Consider the following 26,960-nt stretch of genomic DNA (forward strand, 5'->3'; position numbering starts at 1 on the left):
GAAACGTTGATGTCGAATACATATGACTCCTCAAGTATCAAAGTATTAAAAGGGCTGGATGCGGTGCGTAAGCGCCCGGGGATGTATATCGGGGATACAGATGATGGAACCGGTCTGCATCACATGGTCTTCGAGGTGGTCGACAACGCTATCGACGAAGCCCTCGCGGGTTACTGTGATGAGATTATTGTCACTATCCATTCAGATAACTCAGTCTCTGTTCGCGATGATGGCCGTGGTATTCCAACGGGTATTCATGAAGAAGAGGGCGTTTCTGCAGCAGAAGTGATTATGACGGTTCTGCATGCGGGTGGTAAATTCGATGATAACTCCTATAAAGTCTCTGGTGGGCTGCATGGTGTAGGGGTTTCCGTTGTTAATGCGTTGTCTGAAAAACTTGAACTGACTATCCATCGTGATGGTAAAATTCATCAACAAATTTACCGTTCAGGTGTACCTGACGATCGCTTAAAAGTGATTGGTGAAACAGATAAGTCAGGGACCTTTGTTCGTTTCTGGCCAAGTCTTGATACCTTTAAAGGTGAGACTGAATTCCAATATGATATTTTAGCGAAACGTCTGCGTGAGCTCTCCTTCTTAAACTCAGGAGTCTCTATTCGTTTAATTGATAAACGTGATAACCGCGAAGATCATTTCCACTATGAAGGTGGTATCAAAGCATTCGTTGAATACTTAAGCCGTAATAAAACCCCTATTCACCAAAATGTATTCTATTTTTCTACAGAGAAAGATGGTATTGGTGTTGAAGTGGCGATGCTGTGGAATGATGGTTTCCAAGAAAACGTTTATTGCTTTACCAATAATATTCCACAACGTGATGGTGGTACTCACTTAGTTGGTTTCCGTACCGCAATGACCCGTACGCTAAACAACTATATGGATAAAGAAGGCTTTAATAAGAAATCGAAAATCAGTGCAACGGGTGATGATGCTCGTGAAGGCCTGATTGCGGTTATTTCTGTTAAAGTACCTGATCCGAAATTCTCATCACAAACGAAAGATAAACTGGTTTCTTCTGAAGTTAAAACAGCGGTAGAAACGCTGATGAATGAGAAGCTGGTGGAATATCTATTAGAAAATCCGACTGACGCAAAAATTGTTGTCGGTAAAATTATTGATGCCGCTCGTGCCCGTGAAGCTGCGCGTAAAGCACGTGAGATGACGCGTCGTAAAGGCGCACTCGATTTAGGTGGTTTACCGGGTAAATTGGCGGACTGCTCTGAGCGTGATCCTGCTTTTTCTGAACTTTACTTAGTGGAAGGGGACTCTGCGGGTGGCTCGGCAAAACAAGGGCGTAACCGTAAAACGCAAGCGATTTTACCGTTAAAAGGTAAGATCTTAAACGTTGAAAAAGCGCGTTTTGATAAGATGCTGGCATCTCAAGAAGTGGCAACGCTTATCACGGCATTGGGTTGTGGTATTGGCCGTGATGAATATAACCCAGATAAACTGCGTTATCACAGCATTATTATCATGACGGATGCGGACGTCGATGGTTCTCACATTCGTACATTATTACTGACGTTCTTCTATCGCCAAATGCCAGAAATTATCGAACGTGGTCATATCTTTATTGCTCAGCCACCTCTCTATAAAGTGAAAAAAGGGAAACAAGAGCAATACATTAAAGATGATGATGCGATGGATGAATATCTGATGTCTATTGCGCTTGATGGTGCAGCGCTTTACATCAGTGAACATGCCCCTGCTATGCATGGTGCACAATTAGAAAAACTGGTTGTTGACTACCATGCTGCGCATAAAATTATTCGTCGTATGGAGCGTCTCTATCCACTGAGTATGTTAAATAGCTTGGTCTATCACTCAACGCTGACAGAAGAAGATCTCTCTGATAAAGCGAAAGTGGAAGAGTGGATGAGTGGCTTGGTGAACCGTTTAAATAACGCGGAAGAGCAAAGCAGTACTTACAGCTATACCATCACACAAAACGAAGAAAATCGTTTATTTGAGCCAGTATTACGCATTCGTACTTACGGTATCGATACAGACTATAAATTGGATTACGATTTTATTCATAGTAGTGAATATCAACGTATTACTAATTTGGGCGATATTATTGGTAACCTGATTGAAGAAGGGGCCTATATTGAGCGTGGAGAACGTCGTCAGGCGATTTCAAGCTTTGAAGAAGCCCTAGAATGGTTAACCAAAGAATCACGTCGTGGTCTTGCTGTACAGCGTTATAAAGGTCTTGGTGAAATGAACCCAGAACAATTATGGGAAACCACCATGAACCCAGATACACGTCGTATGATGCAAGTCACTGTGAAAGATGCGATTGCTACCGATGAGTTATTCACAACCTTAATGGGTGATGCTGTTGAACCTCGTCGTGCCTTTATCGAAGAGAATGCACTAAAAGCAGAAAACATCGATATCTAATAACGTTTTCTTGAGTCAAACAAAACCCGCTAATTCAATAGGTTAGCGGGTTTTTTATATTTATAATATTCGTTGTGTTTTAAGCTAAAATCTTCAGCATACGACGAAGTGGCTCTGCAGCACCCCATAACAACTGATCACCCACTGTAAAGGCAGAAATAAATTCAGGTCCCATATTCAGTTTACGAATGCGTCCTACAGGGGTACTTAATGTGCCCGTTACGGCTGCTGGGGTTAATTCGCGCATTGTTAATTCACGATCGTTTGGCACTACTTTTACCCAATCATTATGTTGGGCAAGCAATTGCTCAATTTCGTTAACCGGCAAATCTTTTTTCAGTTTTAAGGTGAATGCTTGGCTATGACAACGTAATGCACCTATACGCACACAAAGACCATCCACAGGAATGATATTTGAACCGGTGTTTAAGATCTTGTTGGTTTCAGCTTGGCCTTTCCACTCTTCACGGCTCTGACCATTTTCCAATTGTTTATCAATCCAAGGAATTAAGCTACCTGCCAGTGGAACACCAAATTGCTCTGTCGGCATAGTACCACTGCGAGTAAAGTTAGTGACTTTACGTTCAATATCTAAAATTGCCGAGGCTGGATTTTCTAGCTCTTTAACCACTTGGTTATGTAATGCACCCATTTGTGACAATAATTCACGCATATGACGCGCACCTGCGCCGGATGCGGCTTGGTAAGTGGAGACACTAGCCCACTCAACTAAGTCGTTAGCAAAAAGTCCGCCCAAAGACATTAACATTAAGCTTACGGTGCAGTTTCCCCCCACAAAGGTTTTAATGCCTTTATTGAGGCTATCTTGGATATGTTGACCATTAACGGGATCAAGAATAATCACCGCATCATCATTCATGCGTAGTGCAGATGCCGCATCAATCCAATAACCTTGCCAACCCGCTTGACGTAGTTTGGGATAAATATCATGGGTGTAATCACCCCCTTGGCAACTGATAATGATATCGAGTGAGGCGAGCGTATCAATATCATAAGCATCTTGCAGTGTACTACGATGATTGCCATAAGCAGGTGCTGCTTCACCTAATTGAGAAGTGGTGAAGAAAACAGGGTTTATCCCATCAAAATCACGTTCTTCAACCATTCTTTGCATTAAAACGGAGCCGACCATACCACGCCAGCCCACAAAACCAACATTTTTCATTGTAATTACCCTGTCTTTGTCTGTAGGAATAGTGAGAGACTTCACACTAACCTGACAAAATATAGAGAGAGGTGCAAGTGAATTTATTGATTATTTACCAAAGAATTAGAAGTGTTTCTAATAGTCTGCATAGAGTTAACAAAAGGAAACCACAGAACGAACAAATATCACGAATTTGTTAAAAATAATGCGCCATTAATTAAGTGAACATTAAGCATAAATCATTTATAAAAAAGATTAAGATGATTCCGTTATGACTTATTTCATTTTTTTGATAAATAAATTTATATTCTTGTCTAATAAACAATGATAAAAATAGAAAAATGTAAAATAGTGTAATATATAAGAAAAACGTATTTACTTAGAGATAGCTCCAAGCTTTATACTGAAATCCGTCATTAGTGAGATGACATAAATTCATAAATAAAAAATAACGATGAATGTACTTCATTTTATCTGATTTTTATTTTATCTAGATAAAAGCTTTAGGGGGCGCAAGATGGATTTATCAACCTACTTTCCATTATCAACCTATTATTCATATTTAAAGCAGTTTGTACTGTCTCCTACCACAATGGGAACTATTGCGCCTTCATCACGTTGGTTATGTTATGAAATGCTCAATAAATTAAATTGGCAACAAGATATCCAAATCGCCGAATTAGGTGCGGGTACTGGGGTGATTACGCAACAGATCTTAAAACGTATGTCATCAAACTCGGTATTAGATGTTTTTGAGATAGAGCCAGCATTCGCTAATGAGCTGAATAAGATTAATGATCCCCGTTTAACCATCTATACAGCGTCGGCTGAAAAGTTAGATAGTCATTATAATATGATTATTTCTGGGTTGCCTTTCTTGTCTATTAACAGAAGGTTAGGGTTAAAAATCTTAAAGCGGGTACATAGCGAATTATTAAAAACCCAAGGTTGTTTTGTGTTGTTTCAATATACCACTCGATATGAAAAAACATTATCTCGTTATTTTCATTTAGAGAAAAAACGTGTGATGTTAAATGTACCGCCTGCTTGGGTTTATTATTGCACCCCAAAAATAAAATAGGGTAAATAGAAATCTTATTCGATTTTTATAGTGAAAATGATAAATAAGAATAAATGTTATTTATTTAGATAAAGCTTGAGCAAGCAAAATAATATTTTTTTCAATTTCAGAGGGATGGTGTGCGGCATACCCTAATAATATACCCTGTTTAGGATAAGATTGAATACAATAACGCGATAAAGGCTGTATGGCTAACCCAATTTTCCGTCCCTCTTTCACAATATATTCTTCTGTATAACCAGACTGTAACCAGCAGACAATATGGATGCCAGAATCAGTCGGTTCAATACGAAAAATGTGAGAGAGATACTTTTTTATCGTATTGGTTAACGTTAGATAACGTTCATAACAGGCTTTTCTGATCCGTCTAACATGGCGAGCATAATGTCCTTGAGATATAAATAGCGCTAATGTTGCTTGTTCTAAAAAACCAGAATGAGAGTCGGTGTAGTATTTAGCGACTTTAAAGCTGTCAATTAAAGATGGAGGTACCACTAAAAAGCCTAAACGAAATCCCGGGTACATCATTTTTGAAAAGGTTCCGGCATAAATAACCCGCTGATGTTTGTCTAATCCTTGTAGAGCTTGAATGGGTTTAGTGTGATAGCGAAATTCGCTATTGTAATCATCTTCAAAGATCCACATGTTATTGGACGATGCCCACTCTAATAAGGCAATACGACGTGAAAGTGAAAGAGTATTACCTAAAGGGAATTGATGTGAAGGTGTGGTGAAAACTAGTTTTGCTTGCGGGCATTGGTCTATAGCTTGAGAAATATCCATACCGTCACTATCTGAACGAACGGGGTGTATTTTTATACCATACGATGTAAAGATAGCTCGAGCGCTGTCATAACCAGGATCATCTAACCAAGCAGTATCTTCCTCTTGTAATAGCACTCGAGTAGCAAGATTAATCGCTTGCTGTGTGCCATTGACAATGATGACTTGCTCAGGTTGACAGTTAAGCCCACGTGTTGATTGGGCATATTGGCATATCATCTTTTTTAATGGTGTATAGCCTGTTGGCGAGTTAAAGGTTGCGAGTTCTTTTTTGGAGTGTCGCCAAACTCGTCCTAATAATCTTCCCCAAAGCTCATGGGGGAAAAGATCAATACACCCAACACCCACATGAAACATAAAGCGACTATTGGTATTTAGTTGTGATTGTTGCCAAAAAGCATGCATCTTTTGCAAATTAGGATTAAGTGTTCCTAATTCATTATCGATATGCAATGAAGACGTCGGCAGGGGTGTTTTAACCCACTGATTGGAATGAATGCTATCAGGAATGGTATTCGTAACAAAAGTGCCCGACCCGCGACGAGTAAATAAATAGCCTTCATCAATTAAACGTTCAAATCCGGCAATAACAGAATTGCGAGAAATCGACATCATTTCAGCCAATGTGCGACTTGACGGTAGACGGCTACCCGGAGATAGAACGCCTTCTAAAATAGCCTTTCTAACGGCGTAATAGACTTGTGAGCTAATAGACCCTTCTTCTAATACAAGGTTAGGGAAATAAGCTGTTGGTTTCTGTTTCATAAAGTGGATCCTATAAAAACACAAAAAGTGTACCTTATTAAGAGCCAGAATTAAACGTACTATGACAGCAATAACAGGCCGAGTGATATCTTTTTATCGCGTTGATGAAAGTAAAAGGAAGTAAATAAATGAGCACAATATCGATGGCAGTTTCCGTTCAACTTATTGAGCAAGAGCATTATGCTCAATGGTTACCATATTGGTTAAGTTATCAGGAATTTTATAACGTTGAATTATCAGAAGAGATAACATTAAAAACATGGGCGCGCTTTTTTGATGAGAAAGAGCCGATTTACTGTGCTGTTGCAACAGATGGCAAAAAAATACTGGGTTTTGTTCATTATCTTTTTCATCGTTCAACTTGGGCTGAAAGTGATTTTTGTTACCTCGAAGATTTGTTTGTTTCACCTGAAGCTCGTGGTTGTCATGTGGGGAAAAAATTAATCGATTTTGTAAATCAACAGGCTAAACAACGTAATTGTGCTCGTTTGTACTGGCATACACAGGAAACCAATTTACGGGGTCAACGTCTGTATGATTGGGTGGCTGAAAAACCAGGTGTAATTGAATACCGTATGGCGTTGTAAAAAATAGGTGTCACGTCGAGATGAATAGAAAAGAGATGATATAAGCATAACCATCCCTTTTCTGAGCTAGGGGCATTTATTAGCTTTAATTTCGGTTAATTTAATTCTGGTTGGCAATAAAATTCATTGCCAACTTTTCTCGCTTCTTCACAGGCTTGTTTCATAAATGCATCTGCTTTTTGTTTGTTGGGCTCGATAATATGATATTGACCTGAGAACATAAAAGAGGCCATTGCTTGAGCAAATCCTTCAAATGTCATTTCATTGGCTTGTGCAAATAATTTATTGGTTTTTTCCATATCGACAGGAATATTACCTATACCACTATATAAAATACCTAACCAAATGGGGGCATAAACAAGTTCTTGTTGATGCGCTTGTGTGGCTTCTTCAAGTAATACCATCGCTTGCTGATAATCTAATTCACCAGATAAAGGGGCAATAAGCGCGGTTGCTAAGCTGATTTTTCCTCTCATGCTTCCTTTATTAACGGCAGTGGTGGCTAACTCTTTTGCTTCGACATAATAGCTTTTAAAATAAGGGTCGGCATTAAAGAGGTAAATGTCAGCAAGGAGCGCATAGGCATCGGCATAGCCACTTTTTATTGCTTCATTTGCCCACAGCTGTGCATTTAGCAGGTTTTTTTCTACGCCATCCCCCAGTAAATACATTTCGGCTAACTGATATTGAGCGAGTGCATTATGGTTTAGTGCTTCTTTGCGGGTATCTTCAAATAATTTTTTATCTTGCTCTTCGAAATTAGCGTGTAAAGAAAATGAGCAAAAAAGTGTTATTAGACTGATAAAGGTCGAAATAGATTTAATAAATGTCATGTAGAGTACCGTTTATAATGATTTTGAAAATATTACCAATAATAGTGGTATAAAAGCAGTTAATTTCTTTGTCTTAATCAAATAATTAATAATATTTGGAGAGTAATAATGGCTATTGACCTTAGCAATCTTGTCACGGAAAGTCGCAATCATCACAGTGAACATATTGATACACTTTCAACACTTGAAATGCTAAAAGTCATTAATAATGAAGATAAAAAAGTGCCTTTTGCGGTTGAAGCCACATTACCCCATATTGCACGGCTGGTGGATAAGGTTGTAACAGCATTTTCTCAAGGTGGTCGATTAATTTATTGCGGTGCAGGTACTTCTGGTCGTTTGGGAATTTTAGATGCCAGTGAATGTCCTCCAACCTATGGAACCCCCCATGATATGGTGATTGGCTTAATTGCCGGGGGACACAAAGCCATTTTACAAGCGGTTGAAAATGCAGAAGATAATGTCCAATTGGGGGCAGAGGATTTACGCCAGCTTAATTTTAATGCTAAGGATGTACTAGTTGGGATTGCAGCCAGTGGTCGAACGCCTTATGTGATTGGCGCATTAGAATATGCACGCTCACTAGGTGCGGTGACCGGGGCAATTAGTTGTAATCCTGATAGTCCCATAGCGCAACGTGCCGATATTGCCATTACGCCGATTGTGGGGCCTGAAGTGGTAACTGGCTCATCACGTATGAAAGCAGGCACAGCACAAAAACTGGTATTAAATATGATAACCACAGGTGCCATGATAAAGATGGGTAAAGTATTTGGTAATTTAATGGTGGATGTTGAAGCCACTAATGCCAAATTAATTGAGCGCCAAATTCGTATTGTGATGCAAGCGACAGAGTGTGAACGAGCCACAGCTGAACAAGCACTAGCACAATGCCAACGTCATTGTAAAACAGCGATCTTGATGATTTTAGCCGGCGTAGATGCACAACAAGCAACACAGTTGTTGGCGCAAAATAAAGGGTTTATTAGACAAGCTCTAGCTAAATGATAGCGTTACAGATTTGCTTTTAAACGGAATGATAAATGCTATCTTCGCATTGGTGAGTGATCCGTCGCAATGTTAAGCTCAGGTGAACAGATCTCTGTTGGAGTCTTGGCTCAGAATCGGCAAGGCGCTTTTCCCGTTCTGTAAAACGCATAGACGAGTACTCAACTTGCATTTCACACTTTTACGCGTAAAAGTGTAATTTGGTGTCCTTTGGTATTCAGGGATCCACATCATCGCCTTGACCAGCATGCAAACTAAACCTAAAAGTAGGATATAAATCCAATTATATTGAGTAAAATGGGAATATAGTCCCATATTTAACTTGTTGGAGTTGCTAGGACTTCAAAGTTGGACTATATTCCTAGTAATGATTAAATAATGGGATTATAGTCCCTTGGATTGGTGATATGGCTAAGCGTGATTTGCACAATGTACTGTTTCCAAAGCAGCGCAAAATCCTGACTCATTTTGGTGAAGACCTATTGTTAGCGATGAAACGACGTGGTTTTACAAAAAAGCTGTTGTGTGAACGTACAGGCTTTGATCATAAAACCGTGAACAAAGTCTTCGCAGGTGATCCGGGCGTTGCCATAGGCACTTACTTAAAAGTGATGGCCGTCCTTGGCATGGAAAGCAACTTTGCAGAAATGGCTGCCCATGATGAAGTGGGTATTAAGCTGCAAAATATAAAATTACTGGAAGGTTCAAGATGAGCCGTACAATCGTCGAAGTCTATGCTGACTGGCAACCAATTGAAGCGCCTTTGCTAATTGGGCAGCTTGCTTACAGCGATTCAAGCCGAGGTGGCGTGTTTAGTTTTGCCTACGATAAAACATTTTTAACCTCAACCTATCGTTTGCAAATTGATCCAATCCTAACGCTTCACTCCGGTGAACTTTACAACGATGAAGCCGATAAAAACTTTCGTGCATTTCTCGATTCATCGCCCGATAGATGGGGACGTATTTTAATGCAGCGGCGTGCAGCCATTGAAGCGCGCAAAGGTATTCGAGCAACAAGTCGATTAAACGAATTGGATTACTTGTTGGGTGTGCACGATTCTTACCGGATGGGGGGTATTCGATTTAAACGAGCAGGCTCGAATGCTTTTTTGGACGACAATTCTGAATTTACTGCGCCGCCAATGACTTCTCTACGAGAGCTAGAGCACGCAGCCATGCAGATTGAAAAAGACGATAACATCGACAGTGACGAGTATTATCGCTGGTTAAAAATGCTGATTTCTCCAGGCTCATCATTAGGTGGTGCAAGACCTAAGGCTTGTGTGACAGATGAACAAGGCCACTTGTGGATTGCCAAGTTTCCCAATTTAAATGATACCCATGACGTGGGGGCGTGGGAGATGCTCTGTTATGAATTGGCCTTGGCGGCAGGTGTTGACATGTTTCCAAGTGAGATTAGGCAGTTTTCCTCAGGGCATCATACCTTTTTAACAAAACGGTTTGACCGCGAGGGTGAAAAGCGGCTGCATTTTTCATCGGCCATGACACAGCTTCAATACTATGATGGTGAACAATCTCAAGGTGCTAGCTATTTAGAGATTGCTGAATTTATTTCCAATTGTGGTGCACAAACCGAAGCTGATTTAGCACAGTTATGGCGACGTATCGTGTTTAATATTGCGGTGTCCAACACGGATGATCACCTGCGTAACCATGGATTTTTATTAACAAAGAATGGTTGGAAGCTATCACCTGCTTATGATTTAAACCCGATAGTGGGTAAGCATGGCCTGCATCTGAATATTACCGATGCAGACAACGCCTTAGACTACCAATTAGCGTTTGATGTAAAAGATTTCTTCCGACTTTCACAAACCCAAGCTACGCAAATTTACGATGAAGTATTAATTGCGGTTAAGCAATGGCAAACCGTTGCTAAGCAGCTAGGGATCAGCCGAGCTGAGCAAGCCATGAAAAAATCGGCGTTTAACGTTTAATGAGTAAGTGAAACTATACGGGTAGTTGGTAACGGACATCTGCAAACCGATTTGGACGGGAAAAATAAAAAAGCCCTTTATTTACAATAAAATAACAGGGCTTTTAAGGCATTCTTAGATGGGTCAAACACTATTCAATATTCTGGATCTGCTCTCGCATCTGTTCAATTAATACTTTTAATTCAATAGCGGAATTGGTGACATCCGTATTAATTGATTTGGATGCTAGTGTATTGGATTCACGATTAAACTCCTGCATCATAAAATCAAGGCGACGACCGACAGCCTCTTTTTTACTGAGAATTTTGCGTGTTTCTTTAACGTGGGCATCTAATCTATCAAGCTCTTCAGCGACATCTAAGCGTTGCGCTAACATCACTAATTCTTGCTCTAAACGATTATTATCAACTTGAACTTGTGCTTCTTCTAATTTGCTGGTTAAGCGCTCACGTTGCCATTGGAGAATTTCGGGCATCTGTGCTCTTACTTTTACGACCTCAGCACTTACGGCATCTAAACGTTGCTCAATCAGCGTTTTGAGTGCTTGACCTTCAGCTTCTCGACTTGCAATAAAGGCATCGATAGCTACATCAAGCTCTGCTAATAGTTCGCTACCAATGGTATCTAAATCTTGCTCTTGGGCTGAGATAACCCCAGGCCAACGTAAAATATCAAATGGGCTGATAGTACCTTCATGACTTTGGCTTTTTACCCAGTTAGCAGAAACAATCAGTTGCCTTGCTAAATTTTCATCCAAAGTCAGTTCACCTTGTGAGTGAGCATTGAGTTCAAAACGCAAGTTACATTCTATTTTACCGCGTGTTAAGCGATTACGTAGACGTTCACGAATAACAGGCTCTAAACTACGTAATTGCTCAGGTAAACGGATATATGTTTCAAGGTAACGTTGATTAACGGAACGCAGTTCCCATGCGGCGCTACCCCACTCTTTTTTGATATCTCGACGAGCGAAAGCGGTCATACTACGGATCATAATAGGGTCTCAATATTGTAAATGATGTAACGATTATAACCCTAGGTATCAACACAAGGATAGGCATAAGCCGTTTTAGGTCGTATAATGCGCCCCCAATATGTCAGAGAAAGCGGAGATAACACCATGCGTCCAGCAGACAGACAAGCAGACCAAGTACGTCCGATTACCATTACTCGCCACTATACAAAACATGCTGAAGGTTCTGTATTAGTTGAATTTGGTGATACCAAAGTCTTGTGTAATGCCACTGTAGAAGAGGGTGTACCTCGTTTTCTTAAAGGACAAGGGCAAGGCTGGGTGACTGCAGAATATGGCATGCTTCCTCGCGCCACTAACAGTCGTAATGCTCGTGAAGCCGCTCGCGGTAAACAAACTGGCCGCACAATGGAAATCCAACGTTTAATCGCTCGCTCACTACGCGCCGCTGTGGATTTAAAGGCCTTGGGTGAATTTACTATCACGGTTGATTGTGATGTTATTCAAGCCGATGGGGGTACTCGCACCGCCTCTATTTCTGGTGCTTGTGTCGCGTTAGTGGATGCTTTAAATAAAATGGTTACAGAAGGTAAGCTGAAAAAGAGCCCTCTTAAATCAATGGTAGCCGCTGTTTCTGTGGGTATCGTTGATGGTCAACCATTATGCGATTTGGAATATGTTGAAGATTCCGCAGCCGAAACGGATATGAATGTGGTGATGATCGATGATGGCCGTATGATTGAAGTACAGGGTACGGCAGAAGGTGCACCATTTAGTCATGAAGAGTTACTTGCTTTACTCGCCCTTGCGAAAGGGGGATTAGAAAAGATATTTGAAGCGCAAAAAGAGGCGCTAAAGCAATAAATTCTATTTTTTAAGGCGACTGAAAAGTCGCTTTTTTTATGTCTAAAATCTGTCATTAAGCAATCTTAATAGGAGAAAAAAATGAAAGCCTACCAGCGCCACTTTATCGAACTTGCATTAGCAAAAAATGTATTAAAATTTGGTGAGTTTACGCTGAAATCAGGTCGTGTTAGTCCTTACTTTTTTAATGCAGGTTTATTTAATACTGGGCGTGACTTGGCTTTATTGGGACAGTTTTATGCACAAACATTAATAGATAATCATGTGCCTTGTGATGTGCTGTTTGGACCAGCTTATAAAGGTATTCCCATCGCGACAACGACCGCAGTGGCCTTAGTTGAACATCATGATATGGATGTACCTTACTGCTTTAATCGTAAAGAAGCTAAAGATCATGGTGAAGGAGGGACATTAGTCGGCAGTCCATTAACAGGGAATGTGGTGATTGTTGATGATGTTATTACCGCTGGAACGGCTATTCGTGAATCGATGGAAATAATCAAACAACATGATGCGACGCTGTCAGGGGTATTGCTTAGTTTAGATAGACAAGAAAAAGGGCGTGGTTCGCTTTCTGCAATACAAGAATTAGAACGCGATTATCAATGCCAAGTTTATTCAATTATTACTTTGGATGATTTAATTAGCTACTTAACTGAAAGTGAGACATTATCGGCACATTTGCCAGCAGTAAAAGCCTATCGTGAACGTTATGGCATTAATTAAAAAAGCAAAAATACAATAAAATCGCTCAATAGCTGTAAAAAAAAGCCCTCGCCCAATAATGGGCGGGGTGAGTAGTACAATGAATTTTCTGCGATAATTATCACAGATATTGAAAGATAAAAAGGACTTTTACAGTAGGGACAAGGCGCGTTGCCACTGCCACAGATTGGGGATCGCTTAGTGCCATTCCCAGTAAATCTATTTAGATACTCTGATATCAATAGAGCGCATGTTAACACAAATAAGAAAAAAACGGCATATATGTCATTTTCAAATTATTGAGTTAAGTCACGAGTCCACTCTTTCATTGTTACTTGCTCACTGTAATTGTGCCTGAATTAATGGCCAACGTGCTTCAAATTCTTGTGTAGGATGATAACGAAATTCAGTACGTACAAAACGTGCTAGCATACCTTCACAAAACGCAAGCAGTTGTGAAGCGAGTAATGCTTCATCATGTAAAAAAGCACTTCCTTCGCGAATTTTACGCTCTTTAATCACTTGGCGAAGTTGTACTTCAATTCGTTCATACAATTGGTTAATGCGCCCTTGTAATCTATCTTGCTCAAACATTAATGCGTGTCCGGTAAGAATGCGAGATAGTCCAGGGTTTTTCTCTGCAAAACCAAGGATCAAGATAAGAATAAGGCGAATGCGCGCGATAGTTTCTTTCTCATCTTTTAAAATCAGGTTGATACGCGAAACTAAGCTATCTTCGATAAACTCAATTAGGCTATCAAACATCTTTGTTTTACTGGGGAAATGTCTATAAAGTGCTGCTTCAGATACCCCAACGGTAGCCGCTAATTTGGCTGTAGTAATACGTTGACTACCATCACTAGACTCCAACATTTGAGCGAGCGATTGTAGTATTTCATCCCGTCTATTTCTGCGTTTCTTTTTGGTTTCTTTTTCTTCTGCCATGACTGATAAGGCCCCTGCTAAAAGCAAAACAAATCAGTAAACCTTTGCACTAAATAAAAGTGTTAGTGCAAAGGGAGTGATATCGTCATTGATATTAAAATAAATGCAAGACGTCGTGCTTATTGGCGACCAGAGTGTCCAAAACCGCCTGTACCACGCTCTGTTGCCGTAAAATCTTCTACAATATTAAATTCTGCTTGAACAACAGGTACGATAACCATCTGGGCAATACGTTCGCCGGGTTCAATAGTGAACGCTTGTTGACCACGATTCCATACCGATACCATCAGTTGACCTTGATAATCAGAGTCAATTAATCCCACTAAGTTACCGAGTACCACCCCATGTTTATGACCTAGGCCTGAGCGAGGAAGCACCATTGCCGCTAACCCTTCATCAGCAATATGTACAGCAAGACCTGTAGGTAACAGCTCAGTTTGTCCTGGTGCTAATACCAGTGGAGCATCAAGGCAAGCACGTAAATCTAAACCAGCAGAGCCTGTTGTTGCATACGCAGGGAGTGGATACTCTTGTCCAATTCGTGGATCAAGGATTTTAACGTCAATTTTTTTCATCATAATGTTTGGCTATCTCGTCAAGTAGGCGATGACTCAGTTGCGTTTTACTACTATGTGGTAAACGCGTTTCTCCATTTGCCCAGATAAGGTGTAATGCGTTGTTATCACTATTAAAACCAGCATCTTTTAGTGATACATCATTAGCACAGATTAAATCGAGTTGTTTTTGTTCTCGTTTACGGCGGGCATATTCTTCCACATTCTGGGTTTCGGCTGCAAATCCGACAACAAATGGGCGATGCTCAACCATTTTTCCGACACTGGCAACAATATCGGGGTTTTTTATCATAGTTATCGTTACTTCATCACCTTGTTTTTTAATTTTTTCAGGGGCAACCTGCTTGGCTCGATAATCGGCAACGGCAGCACAACCAATAAAAATATCTTGGGATGGCGCAATATCCATCACTTGTTGATACATCTCTTGGGCACTTTCGACGTCGATACGTTTAACACAAGCAGGTGTCGGCAATGTGACAGGGCCGGCAATGAGTGTCACTTCTGCCCCCCGTTGAGCGGCCGCTTGCGCAATAGCAAAGCCCATTTTTCCTGAGCTATGGTTGCTGATAAAGCGTACTGGATCTAAGGCTTCACGTGTTGGGCCAGCAGTAATGGTGATTTTTTTACCTTTAAAATCGTGTTGAATCGCAAATTGTTGCTCTGCTAATGCCACCAATTCAAGAGGATCTAACATTCTACCGGGTCCAACATCACCACAGGCTTGGCTACCAGAGTCAGGCCCCCAGATAAGACAACCTCGTTGTGCCAAAGCCGTTAAATTTTCTTGTGTAATCGCCGCACGATACATTTGTTGATTCATCGCTGGGGCAATCGCAATAGGTGCTGCACTGGCTAAACAGAGTGTGGTTAACAGATCGTTTGCCATTCCCATGCGTAAACGAGCAATTAAATCCGCGGTTGCAGGGGCTAATAAAATCAGATCAGCCCATTTTCCTAGTTCGATATGTCCCATTGCGGCTTCTGCGGCAGGATCAAGCAAATCATCCGCAACAGGGAAGCCTGATACCGCTTGTAGCGATAACGGGGTGACAAAGGCATGTGCTGCAGGCGTCATAACGACGCGCACAATAGCGCCTTTATCACGTAAACGACGGACTAGCTCAGGCGCTTTATAGGCCGCAATACCACCACTGATACCCAGAATAATCTTTTTGTCGTGAAGTGTAGTCATGATGAAATGCCTAATTGCATAAATAAATGTCCATAATTTTACCACAAGCTAAGCCAGAGTTAGGCATTCTATGTAATACGATGTTTTATAAAATAAATTATTGTGTATTACCTCGCACAAATTTTATCTGTGGCTTTTTCATTCAACTTGTACAGTTTATAGTAAATTAACTGTATATAACAACAGTTGTTTTATGATAAATATTACATGAAAGATAAAATTAAATAATTGAAAGATAAAATAACAATATAGGCCAATTATAACGTATTGATGTTTAAATGCTTGGCGAAAAGGGAGAGCACAAAGAATGGAAAACGCAACCATAGAGACACTCTTACCGAGAGAAAAACTGCTGTTACATGGTGTAGAATCGTTAACGGATGCAGAGTTATTGGCCATTTTTTTACGTACAGGCACCTATGAAAAATCGGTATTAGAATTAGCAGACTTTTTACTTAGAAAGTGTGGTTCTCTCTATCATGTGATTAATGCGGATTATGAAACATTAGGCTGTTTTAAGGGGATAGGCGTGGGTAAATTTACCCAATTACAAGCCATTAATGAGATGGCTCAACGCTTTATTAAAACAAAGTTTATGCATAAAAATATTCTCTCCTCATCCGCAGAAACCAAAAGTTATTTGCAAAAACGCCTTAATTGGCGTGATAGAGAAGTATTTGTCGTGCTATTTTTAGATAACCAAAACCAAATGATCGATTGTGAGGAAATGTTTAAAGGAACGGTGGATCGTGTTGAAGTTCACCCCAGAGAAATTATTCGCCAGTCGATTAAAAAGAACGCAGCATCGATTATTTTAGCCCATAATCATCCTTCAGGCTTGTCTGAGCCAAGTCTTGCCGATAAGCAAATAACAGAAAAAATTTTTACAGCTTGTCAATTAGTCGGTATAAAAGTGCTTGATCACCTTGTGGTAGGGCATGATAACTGTGTTTCTTTTGCTGAACGGGGTTGGTTATAGCCAATATTTTTTAAAATTATTGACAATCTTTATTGTACGGGTCTTGAGCGTTGAGGCCATTGGGCGTATACTACGCCACCTTTGAGGATCTTGGGTTTGGCGAGAAGAGCCTATCTCAGCAAGTTTTTTCTGAGGTGTTTACACAGTTTTTCAATCGTTAAAAGTTGCTGAGATGGGCTCCAAAGCCTGACGAGGCGGTCAAACCTGATACTAAAGCTCGAGCTGATTAGATTTTTGGAGAATAGACATGTCCCGAGTCTGCCAAGTTACCGGCAAGCGTCCTGTGAGTGGAAACAACCGCTCTCACGCATTAAACGCGACTAAACGCCGTTTTCTGCCAAACCTGCACTCTCACCGTTTCTGGGTTGAGTCTGAGAAACGTTTCGTAACTCTGCGTGTATCTGCTAAAGGTATGCGTGTGATCGATAAGAAAGGCATCGAATCTGTATTAGCAGATTTACGTGCCCGTGGTGAGAAGTACTAAGGAGCTGAAAAATGGCTAAAGGTATTCGCGAGAAAATTAAACTCGTTTCTTCTGCTGGTACAGGTCACTTCTATACCACTACGAAGAACAAACGCACTATGCCAGAAAAACTGGAAATGAAAAAATTCGATCCAGTTGTTCGTCAGCATGTGACTTATAAAGAAGCTAAAATTAAATAATTTTAGTTCTCTGAAAAAAACCCGACCTTAGCGTCGGGTTTTTTGTTATCTGGCTTGCGCTAAGTATAACAAAGTAAAGCTATTATGATCTTTATTGACTCTTTCGTTATACTAGTGCCCTTTTTATCTATCGAGTGAATAGTTGCAGATGAGTAAATCGGTGTTATCTATCTTACATACAGAGTCGTCTTGTGGTTGGGGTGGTCAAGAAATCCGCATTTTGACAGAATCTCAAGGCATGGTGCAAAGAGGGCACCATGTGACACTGGTTTGCTGTCCAAATTCAAAAATTGCCAAAGCAGCCCCTGACTATGGTATTGAGGTTGTCACATTACCGATTGAAAAAAAACGCGGATCTGCACTGATGGCATTGCGTAATTGGTTAAAAGTCCATCGTCAGCAATTTGATGTGATTAATACCCATAGCTCGACAGATGCTTGGTTAGTTGCGCTATCTTGTGCTTCATTACGCCACTCTCCCGCCATAGTACGTACTCGCCATGTATCTACCGATGTATCTCGTTCACTGCCCACGCGTTGGCTCTACCTGTCTTCAAGTGCCCATATTGTCACTACCGGTGAAAAATTACGCCAAACCTTACATCAATATAATCGTTTTCCGCTCAGTCAAATGACCTCAGTTCCTACGGGGATCGATTTAGAAAAGTTCTCGCCACAAAATAAACAGCAAGCACGAGAAAAAATAGGTGTGCCTAATAAACCTACATTAGGGATTGTGGCAACAATGCGGGTATGGAAAGGACATAAATACCTAATAGAAGCATGGAAAACATTGCATCTGCAATTTCCTGACTGGCAACTACTTCTCGTCGGAGATGGTCCACAACGTAAAAATTTACAACCGATGGTTAAACTTGCAGGGTTAGAAGAGAGTGTCTTTTTCTTAGGCAACCGCAATGATGTGCCGGATTGCTTAAATGCAATGGATTTATTTGCCTTACCCTCTTTTGGTAACGAAGGGGTGCCACAAGGTATTATGCAAGCGATGGCTTGCGGATTACCGGTGATATCAACCACAGTAGGTGCAATTAGTGAAGCGGTGATTGATGGTAAAACCGGCTTTACATTGGCACCTCAAGTACAAGAAACCCTAATCAATTACCTTGCTAAATTAATGGCCTCTGATGAGTTACGTCAACAAATGGGGCAAGCGTCATTAGCCCATGCCAAAGCTCAGTTTGGTTTAGATAACATGCTAGATAAAATGGAAAAAATATTTATTAACGCCATTAGCCTTAAAGATAAATCACGATAATTTATATCCAATAAAGTCGCTAAGGGCTAATTATCCTGTATCTGATGTTATATTTTCATTCTGTTTATGAATATTTGTAATGCTTTTTAGTGTATAGTCTGAAAAGTAAATGTATCATTTAAACTAAATAAAAAGTGTATGGATCCAAAAAACATATTGGTTATAGCAATTGCGCGTTTTGGTGATACGTTACTGATCACGCCGGTGATCCACGCACTAAAAGAGCGTTGGCCGAATGCCCGTATTCATGTATTGGCGCATAAACGCAGTGCCTGCATTTTGCAGCACAATCCTGATATTTTTAGTGTTAAGCCTTTCTCGAAAAAGCGCGCCCGTTGGCGAGGATGGTTACCCCATAAACCTTATGATTTAGCTTTGGTATATGGAAATGATCATTCATTAGTGCAGTATGCCCGCCGTCAATCACAACATGTAGTGGCTTTTGCTGAAAATAACCAAAAGCAACCAGACATAACATGGGTGGCTTACCCTAAAGAGTTAATGGTGGCACAAAAAGAGCGTGCTTTATTAATTAATGCGTTAGGAATTTACCCAACCAATTGGCAATTACGCTACTCTATTAGTTCAGAAGAAAAGCAATTTGCCCAACAGTTTATAGAGAGTAATGCATTAATTAATAAGCACATTATTGGCTTACAATTACAAAGTTTTCCTGCCAAAGCTTACCGAGATTGGCCTATAGAACACTTTTTGCAGTTAGCCAAACAGATAATGACTCATGACGAGCAGGCCTATTTTCTGTTATTAGGTGGGAAAGAGAGCCAACAAGTCGCCATTGAACTGGCGAAAAAAATAGGTACTGAGCATTGTTTGGCATTAGCAGGGCAAGTTTCTATGCGCGAAAATGCCGCCATTATGGCGCATTTGTCGCTCTATATCGGGGTTGATACAGGGCCGACGCATTTAGCTGGCGCGTTAGGTATTCCGATGGTAGCCATGTATCACAGCTATCATCCCGGATGTTATTTAGCGCCATTACAACATTCATGTTGTCATATTATCCAACATCCTATTGCGTTAGCCGATGCAAGTCGTGAAGATAGTATGTCTGATATTTCTGTCGCCAATGTTTGGCATGCCGTTAGCGATATTTTAAATGGAATAAAGGTGAAACAGTAACTCATGAAGATTGGCTTAATTGATGTCACAATCACAATGTCTTATGGTGGGATCCAAACCGCAGTATGGGAGCTTGCCAAACAGTTACATGATGCGGGACATGAGGTACATCTTTATGGGGGCAATGGTGATGTCAGGCATGAACTAGCAGGCCGACAAATTCATATTCATACCTATCCTTATACACCAAGAGAGAAAGTTATCGATCTCGGTGGTCGTTTTCGTCGTATTGTTGAACGTTATAGTTTTGCTCGCTATGCTAAACAAGATGTTATTCGACAAAATTTTGATTGGGTTATTTTAACCAAGCCGTTTGATTTCTTTTGGCCTGCAATGATGCCCAAATCTTGCTCGACACGTTTTTGTTATATGAGTGGTGGCACCAGCTTTTTTAAAGGCGATCGTAAACTGGCGAAAAAAATCTCTGCCTGGGTTGCGTGTAGCCATTTTAATGCTTGGCAAATTCAGCAACATTTTAAACAATTTCCTGCGGTTATCTATAATGGTGTTGATATGGCAAAGTTTAAGCCTATGACAACATCTTTGCGCCAACAGCTTGGGGTGAGTGATCCTACGTTTTTATTGGCATTTGCGGGGCGTGTAGTCGGTTGGAAAGGCTTAAGTGTTGCTATTGATGCAATAGCCCAATTGCGAGATGAAGACGTTAAGTTACTGATCATCGGCGCGGGTGATGCGCTTGAACAATTAAAAAATAAAGCGATGGTAAAAGGTGTTGCTGAACAAGTTATTTTTCATCAACCTGTTGAGCATGCAATGTTACCTGAGTTTTATGCCGCTTGTGATGCAGGGATTTTCCCAAGTATCGGCGATGAAGCATTTGGGATCACCATTGCAGAAGCAATGGCATGTGGAAAACCGGTGATTGCCAGCTATATCGGCGGTATTCCTGAGGTGGTAGGCAATGAGCAAAGTGCAGGATTATTGGTAACCCCAGGTGATGTAACCGCGATGGTGAAAGCCATCAACCATCTTCGGGCATTGCCGGATAGAGGTAAAGCAATGGGTGAAAATGCACGCCAACGCATTGCTTCTCACTATACTTGGCAACATTCAGCACAACGATTACTACAGGCATTAAAAACAGAATGATGAAAATCGCCTATCTTGATCCTTATCCCGTTCCCGATTTGCGTGTGGCTTCATTGCAAATATTGCAAAACGTTGATGCGTTTGCCCGTGCCGGTGCACAAGTGACGCTAGTCACCCCCAAAGGACAGTATCGAGATAGCGATATTCTCGGGCGTGATATTCATAACAATGCGCGGTTAATTGCGCTAAGAGATATCAGACGTAAATGGTATTTTCCCTTTAATTCGCAAAAGCTATTTTCATTACAAATTGCACGTTGGTTAAAACAACACCCTGTTGATGCACTATTTACGCGTAATTTAAAACTGGCCTGCTATCTGGCTGAAAATCATGCAGATATTCCGCTTTTTTTCGAAAGCCATGAGATTTTTGCGCAATCTTTTGCAGAGTCGCACTCTTTTGAAACGAAAAAAAATCGCCTGAAATACCATAAACTGCTAAAAATGGAGAAGTTGGTATACAGTCGCGCAACGGCAGTATTTGTGCTGACCTCGCTGTTAAGGGACGATATTATTTCGCAATATCAAGTAACCACGCCTATTACTATTGTACCCGATGGGGTGGATTTATATGCCGCAGATAGCAACAAAGATAGCCATAGAGATATAACCGCTACGACCAATAATGTAACAGAGGTACTTTATCTAGGTAGTTTGCATAAATGGAAAGGGATCCCCACCATGATGCGAGCGATGAAATATCTGGATAATGCTAGACTGAATATTGCCGGTGGAACGGCTGAGCAAATTAAAGGGCTACAATTGCTTGCTAAGGAGATGGATGTAAAAGAGAAAGTTAACTTTCTTGGTTTTATCGATCCTAAACAACGCTTTCAGGCGATTGCTCAACATGATATTTGTGTGTTGCCTTTAACCTTAACCAGTATCGGTAGTCGCTACACCTCTCCGTTAAAACTGTTTGAATATATGGCGATGAGAAAACCGGTGGTTATTTCAGATTTTCCATCAATTCGTGATGTGGTGGATGAAAAAGCGGTAAGTTTTGCTGATAGTGGTGATGCGCAGAGTTTTGCCCAACAAATTAAATTACTAAGAGAAGAGCCACAGCGTACCAGTGAGAAAATCAATCACGCCCGCTCATTAGTTGAAAATTATTACAACTGGGATAAACGGGCAGAGACGATTTTACATACCATCAATAAACTGATTAGCTAACGGATGTATCTTCTTGGGGCGGTGTTGCTGAGGGCTGATTTAATAATGAATAGCGCAATGCTAACATTAACCCTAATAAAATACCCACTTGATTAATATAGGCATTTTCAAATAATCCACGCAGTACATAAACCCCTAAAAACGATATTAATAACACTAGCGCTGCTTGGCGAATAATCCCCTGATTTTTGCGGATCAGTTGAATACCCTGAGCGATAAAAGACGCGCAAAAATAGAGTAGACTTATTAACCCCAAAATACCGCCGGCAAACCAGAAAGCTAAAAATACATTATGGGGACCAATGGATTTTTTAAAGACCCAGTTTTTATGCTGTTTTACTTGCTGATTATAAACATTATGGTAAAGCTGATTACCATAACCATAGCCTTTAATAGGTTGTTCTAAGATCAAATCTAAGGCTGAGCCTTGGGTGCCTCCATCAAATCTTAGTCCGCTATTGGTTTGCGATAGTTTATGTTTAAGTTTGGCGTTAATAAATTGGTTATTAGGTAATTGTGTTACACCGAAAAAGAGCGCAACGCAGATACCCATGCTGAGTAAAGTAAATATCCACTGGCGATTAATGATTAAGATAAGTAATGTACTAATCGCTAATGCGACCCAAGCCCCGCGTGCTAATGTCCCTAAGATTGCAAATAAAAATAATAGGCTAACCACACTTAATAAAAGCCAATTAATTATCGAATGATTTTTTTTCAATGCCCATAAGGCCAATATAATAGGAAAGAAAAATAGCAGAGCATAAGAGATTTCTCTATGCGCTAATTGACTTTTTGTTGTAAAAGGCAAAAGATTTTGCTGATATTCCAAATAATACTGCACTAACTCTTTTGCCATAATCACCAATAAACCCATGGCGAATGACACCATCACCATCTTCGCAATTGCCGTAGGAGTTTCTTTATACAATACAATGGGAAACGCAATGGCAAAGAGCAGTAAGCCATTTAAAATCGGCTTATTAATCTCTTTTAGACTCAGTGCGGGCTCTACGGAAATCACGACTGAATAGCCAATGGCGAGCAATAAGAAAAACAGCGCATAGGCGAGATTATTTTTAAAAATCTGACCAATAGTGCGAAAATCACGCACCAGATACCAAAGTGCCGTTGCACCAATCAACCCCATCACTATATTTTTATAGCGAGTGATATCGGGTAAGTAGATCAATATAATGTAAAGTCCAATAATGGATAAATTCCATAAAGATTTTTTACTATCGTCTTTAAACAACATCATAATAAGCTACCACTGTCCTTTATGTTATATTGCTCTAGCGGTTTGTGGGGATGAGTGGCTCATCATACAATAAAAATGATGTTATCGCTGTATTTCTCAAGTGACAATAATGGGGTGACTTGTGCCAGAATTACCAGAAGTTGAAACCAGTCGCCGAGGTATTGAGCCTCATCTAGTGGGCAATATCTTGCACTACGCAATAGTGCGTAACAGTAAATTACGTTGGCCTGTTTCTGAAAAAATCAAAACCTTGCTGGATGAACCGATTTTAAGTGTTAAACGGCGCGCTAAATATCTGTTAATTGAATTAAATCAAGGATGGATCATTGTTCATTTAGGCATGTCCGGCAGTGTACGTATATTGCCAGAAGAGCAGCCTGAAGAGAAACACGATCATATTGATTTAGTGTTTCGTGATGGCAAAGTACTACGCTATACCGATCCGCGTCGTTTCGGTGCATGGCTATGGTGTGAAGATTTAGCCACCAGCTCCGTATTAGCCCATCTAGGGCCAGAGCCGCTTTCGGCGCAATTTAACGCGCAATATTTATATCAACAGAGCAAAAATAAAAAAATCGCCATCAAACCATGGCTAATGGATAACAAACTGGTGGTGGGTGTTGGCAATATTTATGCGAACGAAGCACTCTTTTCATCAGGGATCATGCCAGATAGAAAAGCCAGTAGCTTAACCGAGCAAGAGTGTGACGTATTGGTTAATGCCATTAAAACGGTATTAACTCGCTCGATAGAACAAGGGGGAACCACCTTAAAAGATTTTCTACAATCTGATGGTAAACCAGGTTATTTTGCCCAAGAGCTATTTGTCTACGGGCGCAAAGATAAAGCGTGCTTAATTTGTGGTCATACTATTGAAAGTATTAAGCAGGGGCAACGTAGCACTTTCTTTTGCCGACATTGCCAACATGGTGAAATAACCGATTAACGCTTACCGAGTTTTTGTAGCATTGCTGTAGCAACCACTTCAGGTAAAAAAGTCGATACATCGCCGTCATGACGTGCCACATCTTTGATCAGTGAAGAAGAAACAAAAGAGAGATTTTGTGAAGGCAACAAAAAGACACTATCGAGATCTGGGGCAAAATGACGGTTCATATTCGCCAGTTGCCACTCATACTCAAAATCAGAAACCGAGCGTACGCCACGGATCAAAATGGTCGCTTGCTGTTTTTTAGCAAAATTCGCCATTAGCTCACAAAAGCCGACAACTTCCACATTAGGCAGGTGTTGGGTGACTTCTTTTGCTAAAGCGACACGCTCTTCTAAACTAAACATAGGGTTTTTACGGGCACTGGCAGCAATAGCTAATAACACCGTGTCAAACATACCCGCAGCACGAGTGAGAATATCAATATGCCCATAGGTGATGGGATCAAAGGTTCCAGGGTAGATAGCTTTATTTTTCATATTCACGGTTTTTCCGGCTAAGTTCCCATAACGAGGCGTATTTATTAAAGGTATACTGTGCATTAACAAATGCCAATATTAATCCCTGTTTTCCATCTAAAATACCCATTCTCAGTAACCAAGTTTTAAAAAACGCCCCCAGCGTATGGCTAATAATGGCGCTATAACGGGTGGTTTTACCCTGCTGATTGCGCTCTTGTGCCCATGCTTTAGCGTATTTTAGCTGTTTTTGTTGGAACTCGATTAAATCACGACAAGTAAGATGCAGCAGATCCCCTGATAAAGTTTTAATGGTTGCACCTTGGGTTTCTAATGATTCATGAACCAAATTATCGTTATATTGATACTGCTCACGAGCATAAAGGCGGGTTACTTTATCGGGATACCAACCACTATGTTTCATAAAACGGCCCATAAACAGGTTACGGCGAGCACAATTATAAACCACCCCCGGTTCAGGTTGTTGTAACACGGCTTGAATACTGGCTTTTAACTCAGGGGTAATACGCTCATCACTATCAATCATAAAAATATAATCGCCTGTGGCGTATTGCTGTGCTAATTGTCGCTGTTTACCAAACCCCGGCCATGGGGTGTTGCTAAATACTTTAGCCCCTTTTTCACGGGCCAATTGGCAAGTTGCATCGTCGCTCCCTGAGTCTAAAACAATAATTTCATCAGCCCATTGTACCGAGTCTAAACATGCTTCAATAACATCCGCAACGTTTTTACTGATCATCACGACCGAGAGGCGTTTATTTTCACTCATCAGTGACTCCGTGGTGGCAGATAAGGAGAGAGTAAGGTTAATAAGCGCAATAACGCCCCTTGATTCTCATGAAGTACCTCAACGGCATGGTGTCCATAATAGCGGCGATAATCTTCATCATTGAGTAATGAGGCGATTGCCGTCGCCATAGAGTCACTATCAGTGACGGTAATTAGCCCTTCTGCTTGGTCTAACTTGGCACAGATATTTTTAAAATTAAAAGTATAAGGCCCCATTAATACCGGAATGGCATGGGCTGCGGCTTCTAATGGGTTATGTCCACCGCGCTCGACTAAACTGCCTCCAACAAAGGCCAGATCAGCAATACCATATAGCAACATTAACTCTCCCATAGTATCGCCTATCACCACTTGGGTTTGTGCATCGGGAATAGCATCGCTACTGCGTAGGGTATATTTAAAGCCGGCCTCTTGGGTAAGTTGCTCTGCTTTTGCAAAACGTTCTGGATGGCGGGGAACTAAAATCAGCAACAGTTGAGGAAATTGTGCCAGTAATTTTTTATGGGTATCTAAGACAATCGCCTCTTCCCCTTCATGGGTACTGGTGGCTATCCAGACAGGGCGATGTGCTGCCCACTGGCGGCGTAATGCCACGGCTTTAGCAGCGAGTTCAGGGGTGACCGAGATATCAAACTTTAAGCTACCGGTAATATGCAGATGTGAGCGTTTTAGCCCTAAAGCAATAAAACGTTCGCCATCTTCCTGATTTTGGGCAGCAATTAAGGTAATTTTTCTCAGCATAGTTTTAACAAAATTACCTAGTTTTTGATAACCCGCCGCTGAGCGCTCTGATAAGCGAGCATTAGCAATAATCAATGGGATTTTGCGACGATAAAGCTGTGAGATAAGATTTGGCCACAGCTCTGTTTCCATGATGATCACCAATTTCGGATCAACCGTTGTAAGAAAACGATTAACTGAGCCGGGTAAATCATAAGGAAGGTAGACATGGTACACATCGTCACCAAATGCAGAGCGTACGCGCTCTGAGCCTGTTGGTGTCATGGTAGTGACGGTAATAGGTAAATCGGGATAATGGTGGCGTAATGCACGAACAAGAGGTACGGCGGCAAGTGTTTCACCCACTGAAACGGAGTGCAATAAAATGCCATGAGGCGCGACTTTGCCTCGACAAAAGCCATAGCGCTCACCCCACCGTTTGCGATAGGCGGGTGCTTTGCGGCTGCGTAATAAAAGACGTAGCCAAATCAGAGGTTGAATAAGGTAAAGAAGTACCTGATATAAACGCAACAACATGCTATCAAATTCACTT

Annotated in this window: 27 protein-coding genes; 16 read left to right on the forward strand and 11 right to left on the reverse strand. The window is 40.9% G+C overall.

Going from position 1 to position 26,960, the window contains the following annotated elements; genetic code table 11:
• Positions 1-9 precede the first annotated feature (9 nt).
• Positions 10-2,424, forward strand: a complete 2,415-nt coding sequence (gene gyrB / locus GWI58_RS16175; RefSeq protein ID WP_161769372.1) for a DNA topoisomerase (ATP-hydrolyzing) subunit B — start codon at positions 10-12, stop codon at positions 2,422-2,424.
• A gap of 79 nt (positions 2,425-2,503) precedes the next feature.
• On the opposite strand, the gene asd is transcribed toward gyrB, so the two are convergent.
• Positions 2,504-3,610: an aspartate-semialdehyde dehydrogenase gene (asd, locus tag GWI58_RS16180; RefSeq protein WP_004249769.1), complete on the reverse strand. Its 1,107-nt coding sequence runs from the start codon at positions 3,608-3,610 to the stop codon at positions 2,504-2,506.
• A gap of 499 nt (positions 3,611-4,109) precedes the next feature.
• On the opposite strand from asd, the gene GWI58_RS16185 reads away from it, so the two are divergent.
• Positions 4,110-4,673: a class I SAM-dependent methyltransferase gene (locus GWI58_RS16185; RefSeq protein ID WP_094959967.1), complete on the forward strand. Its 564-nt coding sequence runs from the start codon at positions 4,110-4,112 to the stop codon at positions 4,671-4,673.
• 60 nt (positions 4,674-4,733) lie between these two features.
• Here the strand turns inward: GWI58_RS16185 and pdxR are convergent, their stop codons facing one another.
• Complete coding sequence (gene pdxR / locus GWI58_RS16190) at positions 4,734-6,221, reverse strand: MocR-like pyridoxine biosynthesis transcription factor PdxR (RefSeq protein ID WP_036895884.1); 1,488 nt, start codon at positions 6,219-6,221, stop codon at positions 4,734-4,736.
• A gap of 128 nt (positions 6,222-6,349) precedes the next feature.
• Here pdxR and GWI58_RS16195 point away from each other — a divergent pair, with 128 nt between their 5' ends.
• The gene (locus tag GWI58_RS16195; protein WP_004249766.1) at positions 6,350-6,808 is read left to right on the forward strand and encodes a GNAT family N-acetyltransferase; all 459 of its coding nucleotides are present in this window, start codon (positions 6,350-6,352) and stop codon (positions 6,806-6,808) included.
• 95 nt (positions 6,809-6,903) lie between these two features.
• Here the strand turns inward: GWI58_RS16195 and GWI58_RS16200 are convergent, their stop codons facing one another.
• A complete protein-coding gene (locus GWI58_RS16200) occupies positions 6,904-7,641 on the reverse strand; it encodes a tetratricopeptide repeat protein (RefSeq protein ID WP_161769373.1) in 738 nt (245 codons plus the stop codon).
• Between the two features lie 108 nt (positions 7,642-7,749).
• On the opposite strand from GWI58_RS16200, the gene murQ reads away from it, so the two are divergent.
• The 3 genes from murQ (at position 7,750) to GWI58_RS16215 (ending at position 10,609) form a co-directional block, all read left to right on the forward strand.
• The gene (murQ, locus tag GWI58_RS16205; protein WP_017628715.1) at positions 7,750-8,649 is read left to right on the forward strand and encodes an N-acetylmuramic acid 6-phosphate etherase; all 900 of its coding nucleotides are present in this window, start codon (positions 7,750-7,752) and stop codon (positions 8,647-8,649) included.
• 407 nt (positions 8,650-9,056) lie between these two features.
• A complete protein-coding gene (locus tag GWI58_RS16210) occupies positions 9,057-9,362 on the forward strand; it encodes a helix-turn-helix domain-containing protein (protein WP_004249763.1) in 306 nt (101 codons plus the stop codon).
• Positions 9,359-10,609 carry a type II toxin-antitoxin system HipA family toxin gene (locus GWI58_RS16215; RefSeq protein ID WP_036971868.1) on the forward strand — a complete coding sequence of 417 codons (1,251 nt, stop codon included), beginning with the start codon at positions 9,359-9,361 and terminating at the stop codon, positions 10,607-10,609. Before GWI58_RS16210 ends, GWI58_RS16215 begins: the two co-directional genes overlap by 4 nt.
• A 130-nt stretch (positions 10,610-10,739) precedes the next feature.
• Here GWI58_RS16215 and GWI58_RS16220 read toward each other — a convergent pair whose 3' ends face one another.
• The gene (locus tag GWI58_RS16220; RefSeq protein WP_094959969.1) at positions 10,740-11,603 is read right to left on the reverse strand and encodes a YicC/YloC family endoribonuclease; all 864 of its coding nucleotides are present in this window, start codon (positions 11,601-11,603) and stop codon (positions 10,740-10,742) included.
• A gap of 126 nt (positions 11,604-11,729) precedes the next feature.
• On the opposite strand from GWI58_RS16220, the gene rph reads away from it, so the two are divergent.
• Positions 11,730-12,446, forward strand: a complete 717-nt coding sequence (gene rph / locus GWI58_RS16225; RefSeq protein WP_004249760.1) for a ribonuclease PH — start codon at positions 11,730-11,732, stop codon at positions 12,444-12,446.
• An 81-nt stretch (positions 12,447-12,527) separates the two neighbouring features.
• The gene (gene pyrE / locus GWI58_RS16230; protein ID WP_004246493.1) at positions 12,528-13,172 is read left to right on the forward strand and encodes an orotate phosphoribosyltransferase; all 645 of its coding nucleotides are present in this window, start codon (positions 12,528-12,530) and stop codon (positions 13,170-13,172) included.
• A 318-nt stretch (positions 13,173-13,490) separates the two neighbouring features.
• Here pyrE and slmA read toward each other — a convergent pair whose 3' ends face one another.
• The 3 genes from slmA to coaBC form a co-directional block, all read right to left on the reverse strand.
• Positions 13,491-14,096 carry a nucleoid occlusion factor SlmA gene (gene slmA, locus GWI58_RS16235; RefSeq protein WP_004246491.1) on the reverse strand — a complete coding sequence of 202 codons (606 nt, stop codon included), beginning with the start codon at positions 14,094-14,096 and terminating at the stop codon, positions 13,491-13,493.
• 119 nt (positions 14,097-14,215) lie between these two features.
• A complete protein-coding gene (gene dut / locus GWI58_RS16240) occupies positions 14,216-14,674 on the reverse strand; it encodes a dUTP diphosphatase (protein ID WP_004246490.1) in 459 nt (152 codons plus the stop codon).
• Complete coding sequence (gene coaBC / locus GWI58_RS16245) at positions 14,658-15,866, reverse strand: bifunctional phosphopantothenoylcysteine decarboxylase/phosphopantothenate--cysteine ligase CoaBC (RefSeq protein WP_049219319.1); 1,209 nt, start codon at positions 15,864-15,866, stop codon at positions 14,658-14,660. Before coaBC ends, dut begins: the two co-directional genes overlap by 17 nt.
• Before the next feature lie 307 nt (positions 15,867-16,173).
• Here coaBC and radC point away from each other — a divergent pair, with 307 nt between their 5' ends.
• From radC to GWI58_RS16280, 7 genes are all read left to right on the forward strand, one after another.
• Positions 16,174-16,845, forward strand: coding sequence for a RadC family protein (gene radC, locus GWI58_RS16250; RefSeq protein ID WP_004249942.1), 672 nt, complete (start codon positions 16,174-16,176; stop codon positions 16,843-16,845).
• Positions 16,846-17,092: 247 nt separating this feature from the next.
• A complete protein-coding gene (gene rpmB / locus GWI58_RS16255; protein ID WP_004246485.1) occupies positions 17,093-17,329 on the forward strand; it encodes a 50S ribosomal protein L28 in 237 nt (78 codons plus the stop codon).
• An 11-nt stretch (positions 17,330-17,340) separates the two neighbouring features.
• Entirely contained in the window at positions 17,341-17,508 is a 168-nt protein-coding gene (gene rpmG, locus GWI58_RS16260) for a 50S ribosomal protein L33 (RefSeq protein ID WP_004246483.1), read from the forward strand.
• Positions 17,509-17,656: 148 nt separating this feature from the next.
• Entirely contained in the window at positions 17,657-18,784 is a 1,128-nt protein-coding gene (locus tag GWI58_RS16265) for a glycosyltransferase family 4 protein (protein ID WP_161769374.1), read from the forward strand.
• 138 nt (positions 18,785-18,922) lie between these two features.
• Positions 18,923-19,924, forward strand: coding sequence for a glycosyltransferase family 9 protein (locus GWI58_RS16270; RefSeq protein ID WP_161769375.1), 1,002 nt, complete (start codon positions 18,923-18,925; stop codon positions 19,922-19,924).
• A 3-nt stretch (positions 19,925-19,927) separates the two neighbouring features.
• Positions 19,928-21,034, forward strand: a complete 1,107-nt coding sequence (locus GWI58_RS16275; protein ID WP_049212119.1) for a glycosyltransferase family 4 protein — start codon at positions 19,928-19,930, stop codon at positions 21,032-21,034.
• Positions 21,031-22,209, forward strand: a complete 1,179-nt coding sequence (locus GWI58_RS16280; RefSeq protein WP_017826991.1) for a glycosyltransferase family 4 protein — start codon at positions 21,031-21,033, stop codon at positions 22,207-22,209. The genes GWI58_RS16275 and GWI58_RS16280 overlap by 4 nt, the downstream gene beginning before the upstream one ends.
• Here the strand turns inward: GWI58_RS16280 and rfaL are convergent.
• Complete coding sequence (rfaL, locus tag GWI58_RS16285; protein ID WP_161769376.1) at positions 22,202-23,470, reverse strand: O-antigen ligase RfaL; 1,269 nt, start codon at positions 23,468-23,470, stop codon at positions 22,202-22,204. The two genes, GWI58_RS16280 and rfaL, sit on opposite strands and share 8 nt — an antisense overlap.
• Before the next feature lie 121 nt (positions 23,471-23,591).
• On the opposite strand from rfaL, the gene mutM reads away from it, so the two are divergent.
• A complete protein-coding gene (gene mutM, locus GWI58_RS16290) occupies positions 23,592-24,416 on the forward strand; it encodes a bifunctional DNA-formamidopyrimidine glycosylase/DNA-(apurinic or apyrimidinic site) lyase (protein WP_004249937.1) in 825 nt (274 codons plus the stop codon).
• Here mutM and coaD read toward each other — a convergent pair.
• Genes coaD through waaA form a run of 3 tightly spaced genes read right to left on the reverse strand, consistent with a single transcriptional unit; the run spans position 24,413 to position 26,944 of the window.
• Positions 24,413-24,898: a pantetheine-phosphate adenylyltransferase gene (gene coaD, locus GWI58_RS16295; RefSeq protein ID WP_004246474.1), complete on the reverse strand. Its 486-nt coding sequence runs from the start codon at positions 24,896-24,898 to the stop codon at positions 24,413-24,415. The two genes, mutM and coaD, sit on opposite strands and share 4 nt — an antisense overlap.
• Positions 24,888-25,667, reverse strand: coding sequence for a glycosyltransferase family 2 protein (locus tag GWI58_RS16300; RefSeq protein WP_161769377.1), 780 nt, complete (start codon positions 25,665-25,667; stop codon positions 24,888-24,890). The genes coaD and GWI58_RS16300 overlap by 11 nt, the downstream gene beginning before the upstream one ends.
• A complete protein-coding gene (gene waaA / locus GWI58_RS16305; protein ID WP_161769378.1) occupies positions 25,667-26,944 on the reverse strand; it encodes a lipid IV(A) 3-deoxy-D-manno-octulosonic acid transferase in 1,278 nt (425 codons plus the stop codon). The genes GWI58_RS16300 and waaA overlap by 1 nt, the downstream gene beginning before the upstream one ends.
• Positions 26,945-26,960 lie beyond the last annotated feature (16 nt).

The organism is Proteus sp. G2674, from assembly GCF_009915195.1.
GTDB classification, from domain to species: domain Bacteria; phylum Pseudomonadota; class Gammaproteobacteria; order Enterobacterales; family Enterobacteriaceae; genus Proteus; species Proteus mirabilis.

What these genes read in the sequence shown, in the direction of transcription:
- gyrB (WP_161769372.1), top strand. Translation starts at nt 10, where the DNA reads ATGTCGAATACATATGACTCCTCAAGTATCAAAGTATTAAAAGGGCTG.
- asd (WP_004249769.1), bottom strand. Translation starts at nt 3,610, where the DNA reads ATGAAAAATGTTGGTTTTGTGGGCTGGCGTGGTATGGTCGGCTCCGTT.
- GWI58_RS16185 (WP_094959967.1), top strand. Translation starts at nt 4,110, where the DNA reads ATGGATTTATCAACCTACTTTCCATTATCAACCTATTATTCATATTTA.
- pdxR (WP_036895884.1), bottom strand. Translation starts at nt 6,221, where the DNA reads ATGAAACAGAAACCAACAGCTTATTTCCCTAACCTTGTATTAGAAGAA.
- GWI58_RS16195 (WP_004249766.1), top strand. Translation starts at nt 6,350, where the DNA reads ATGAGCACAATATCGATGGCAGTTTCCGTTCAACTTATTGAGCAAGAG.
- GWI58_RS16200 (WP_161769373.1), bottom strand. Translation starts at nt 7,641, where the DNA reads ATGACATTTATTAAATCTATTTCGACCTTTATCAGTCTAATAACACTT.
- murQ (WP_017628715.1), top strand. Translation starts at nt 7,750, where the DNA reads ATGGCTATTGACCTTAGCAATCTTGTCACGGAAAGTCGCAATCATCAC.
- GWI58_RS16210 (WP_004249763.1), top strand. Translation starts at nt 9,057, where the DNA reads ATGGCTAAGCGTGATTTGCACAATGTACTGTTTCCAAAGCAGCGCAAA.
- GWI58_RS16215 (WP_036971868.1), top strand. Translation starts at nt 9,359, where the DNA reads ATGAGCCGTACAATCGTCGAAGTCTATGCTGACTGGCAACCAATTGAA.
- GWI58_RS16220 (WP_094959969.1), bottom strand. Translation starts at nt 11,603, where the DNA reads ATGATCCGTAGTATGACCGCTTTCGCTCGTCGAGATATCAAAAAAGAG.
- rph (WP_004249760.1), top strand. Translation starts at nt 11,730, where the DNA reads ATGCGTCCAGCAGACAGACAAGCAGACCAAGTACGTCCGATTACCATT.
- pyrE (WP_004246493.1), top strand. Translation starts at nt 12,528, where the DNA reads ATGAAAGCCTACCAGCGCCACTTTATCGAACTTGCATTAGCAAAAAAT.
- slmA (WP_004246491.1), bottom strand. Translation starts at nt 14,096, where the DNA reads ATGGCAGAAGAAAAAGAAACCAAAAAGAAACGCAGAAATAGACGGGAT.
- dut (WP_004246490.1), bottom strand. Translation starts at nt 14,674, where the DNA reads ATGATGAAAAAAATTGACGTTAAAATCCTTGATCCACGAATTGGACAA.
- coaBC (WP_049219319.1), bottom strand. Translation starts at nt 15,866, where the DNA reads ATGACTACACTTCACGACAAAAAGATTATTCTGGGTATCAGTGGTGGT.
- radC (WP_004249942.1), top strand. Translation starts at nt 16,174, where the DNA reads ATGGAAAACGCAACCATAGAGACACTCTTACCGAGAGAAAAACTGCTG.
- rpmB (WP_004246485.1), top strand. Translation starts at nt 17,093, where the DNA reads ATGTCCCGAGTCTGCCAAGTTACCGGCAAGCGTCCTGTGAGTGGAAAC.
- rpmG (WP_004246483.1), top strand. Translation starts at nt 17,341, where the DNA reads ATGGCTAAAGGTATTCGCGAGAAAATTAAACTCGTTTCTTCTGCTGGT.
- GWI58_RS16265 (WP_161769374.1), top strand. Translation starts at nt 17,657, where the DNA reads ATGAGTAAATCGGTGTTATCTATCTTACATACAGAGTCGTCTTGTGGT.
- GWI58_RS16270 (WP_161769375.1), top strand. Translation starts at nt 18,923, where the DNA reads ATGGATCCAAAAAACATATTGGTTATAGCAATTGCGCGTTTTGGTGAT.
- GWI58_RS16275 (WP_049212119.1), top strand. Translation starts at nt 19,928, where the DNA reads ATGAAGATTGGCTTAATTGATGTCACAATCACAATGTCTTATGGTGGG.
- GWI58_RS16280 (WP_017826991.1), top strand. Translation starts at nt 21,031, where the DNA reads ATGATGAAAATCGCCTATCTTGATCCTTATCCCGTTCCCGATTTGCGT.
- rfaL (WP_161769376.1), bottom strand. Translation starts at nt 23,470, where the DNA reads ATGATGTTGTTTAAAGACGATAGTAAAAAATCTTTATGGAATTTATCC.
- coaD (WP_004246474.1), bottom strand. Translation starts at nt 24,898, where the DNA reads ATGAAAAATAAAGCTATCTACCCTGGAACCTTTGATCCCATCACCTAT.
- GWI58_RS16300 (WP_161769377.1), bottom strand. Translation starts at nt 25,667, where the DNA reads ATGAGTGAAAATAAACGCCTCTCGGTCGTGATGATCAGTAAAAACGTT.
- waaA (WP_161769378.1), bottom strand. Translation starts at nt 26,944, where the DNA reads ATGTTGTTGCGTTTATATCAGGTACTTCTTTACCTTATTCAACCTCTG.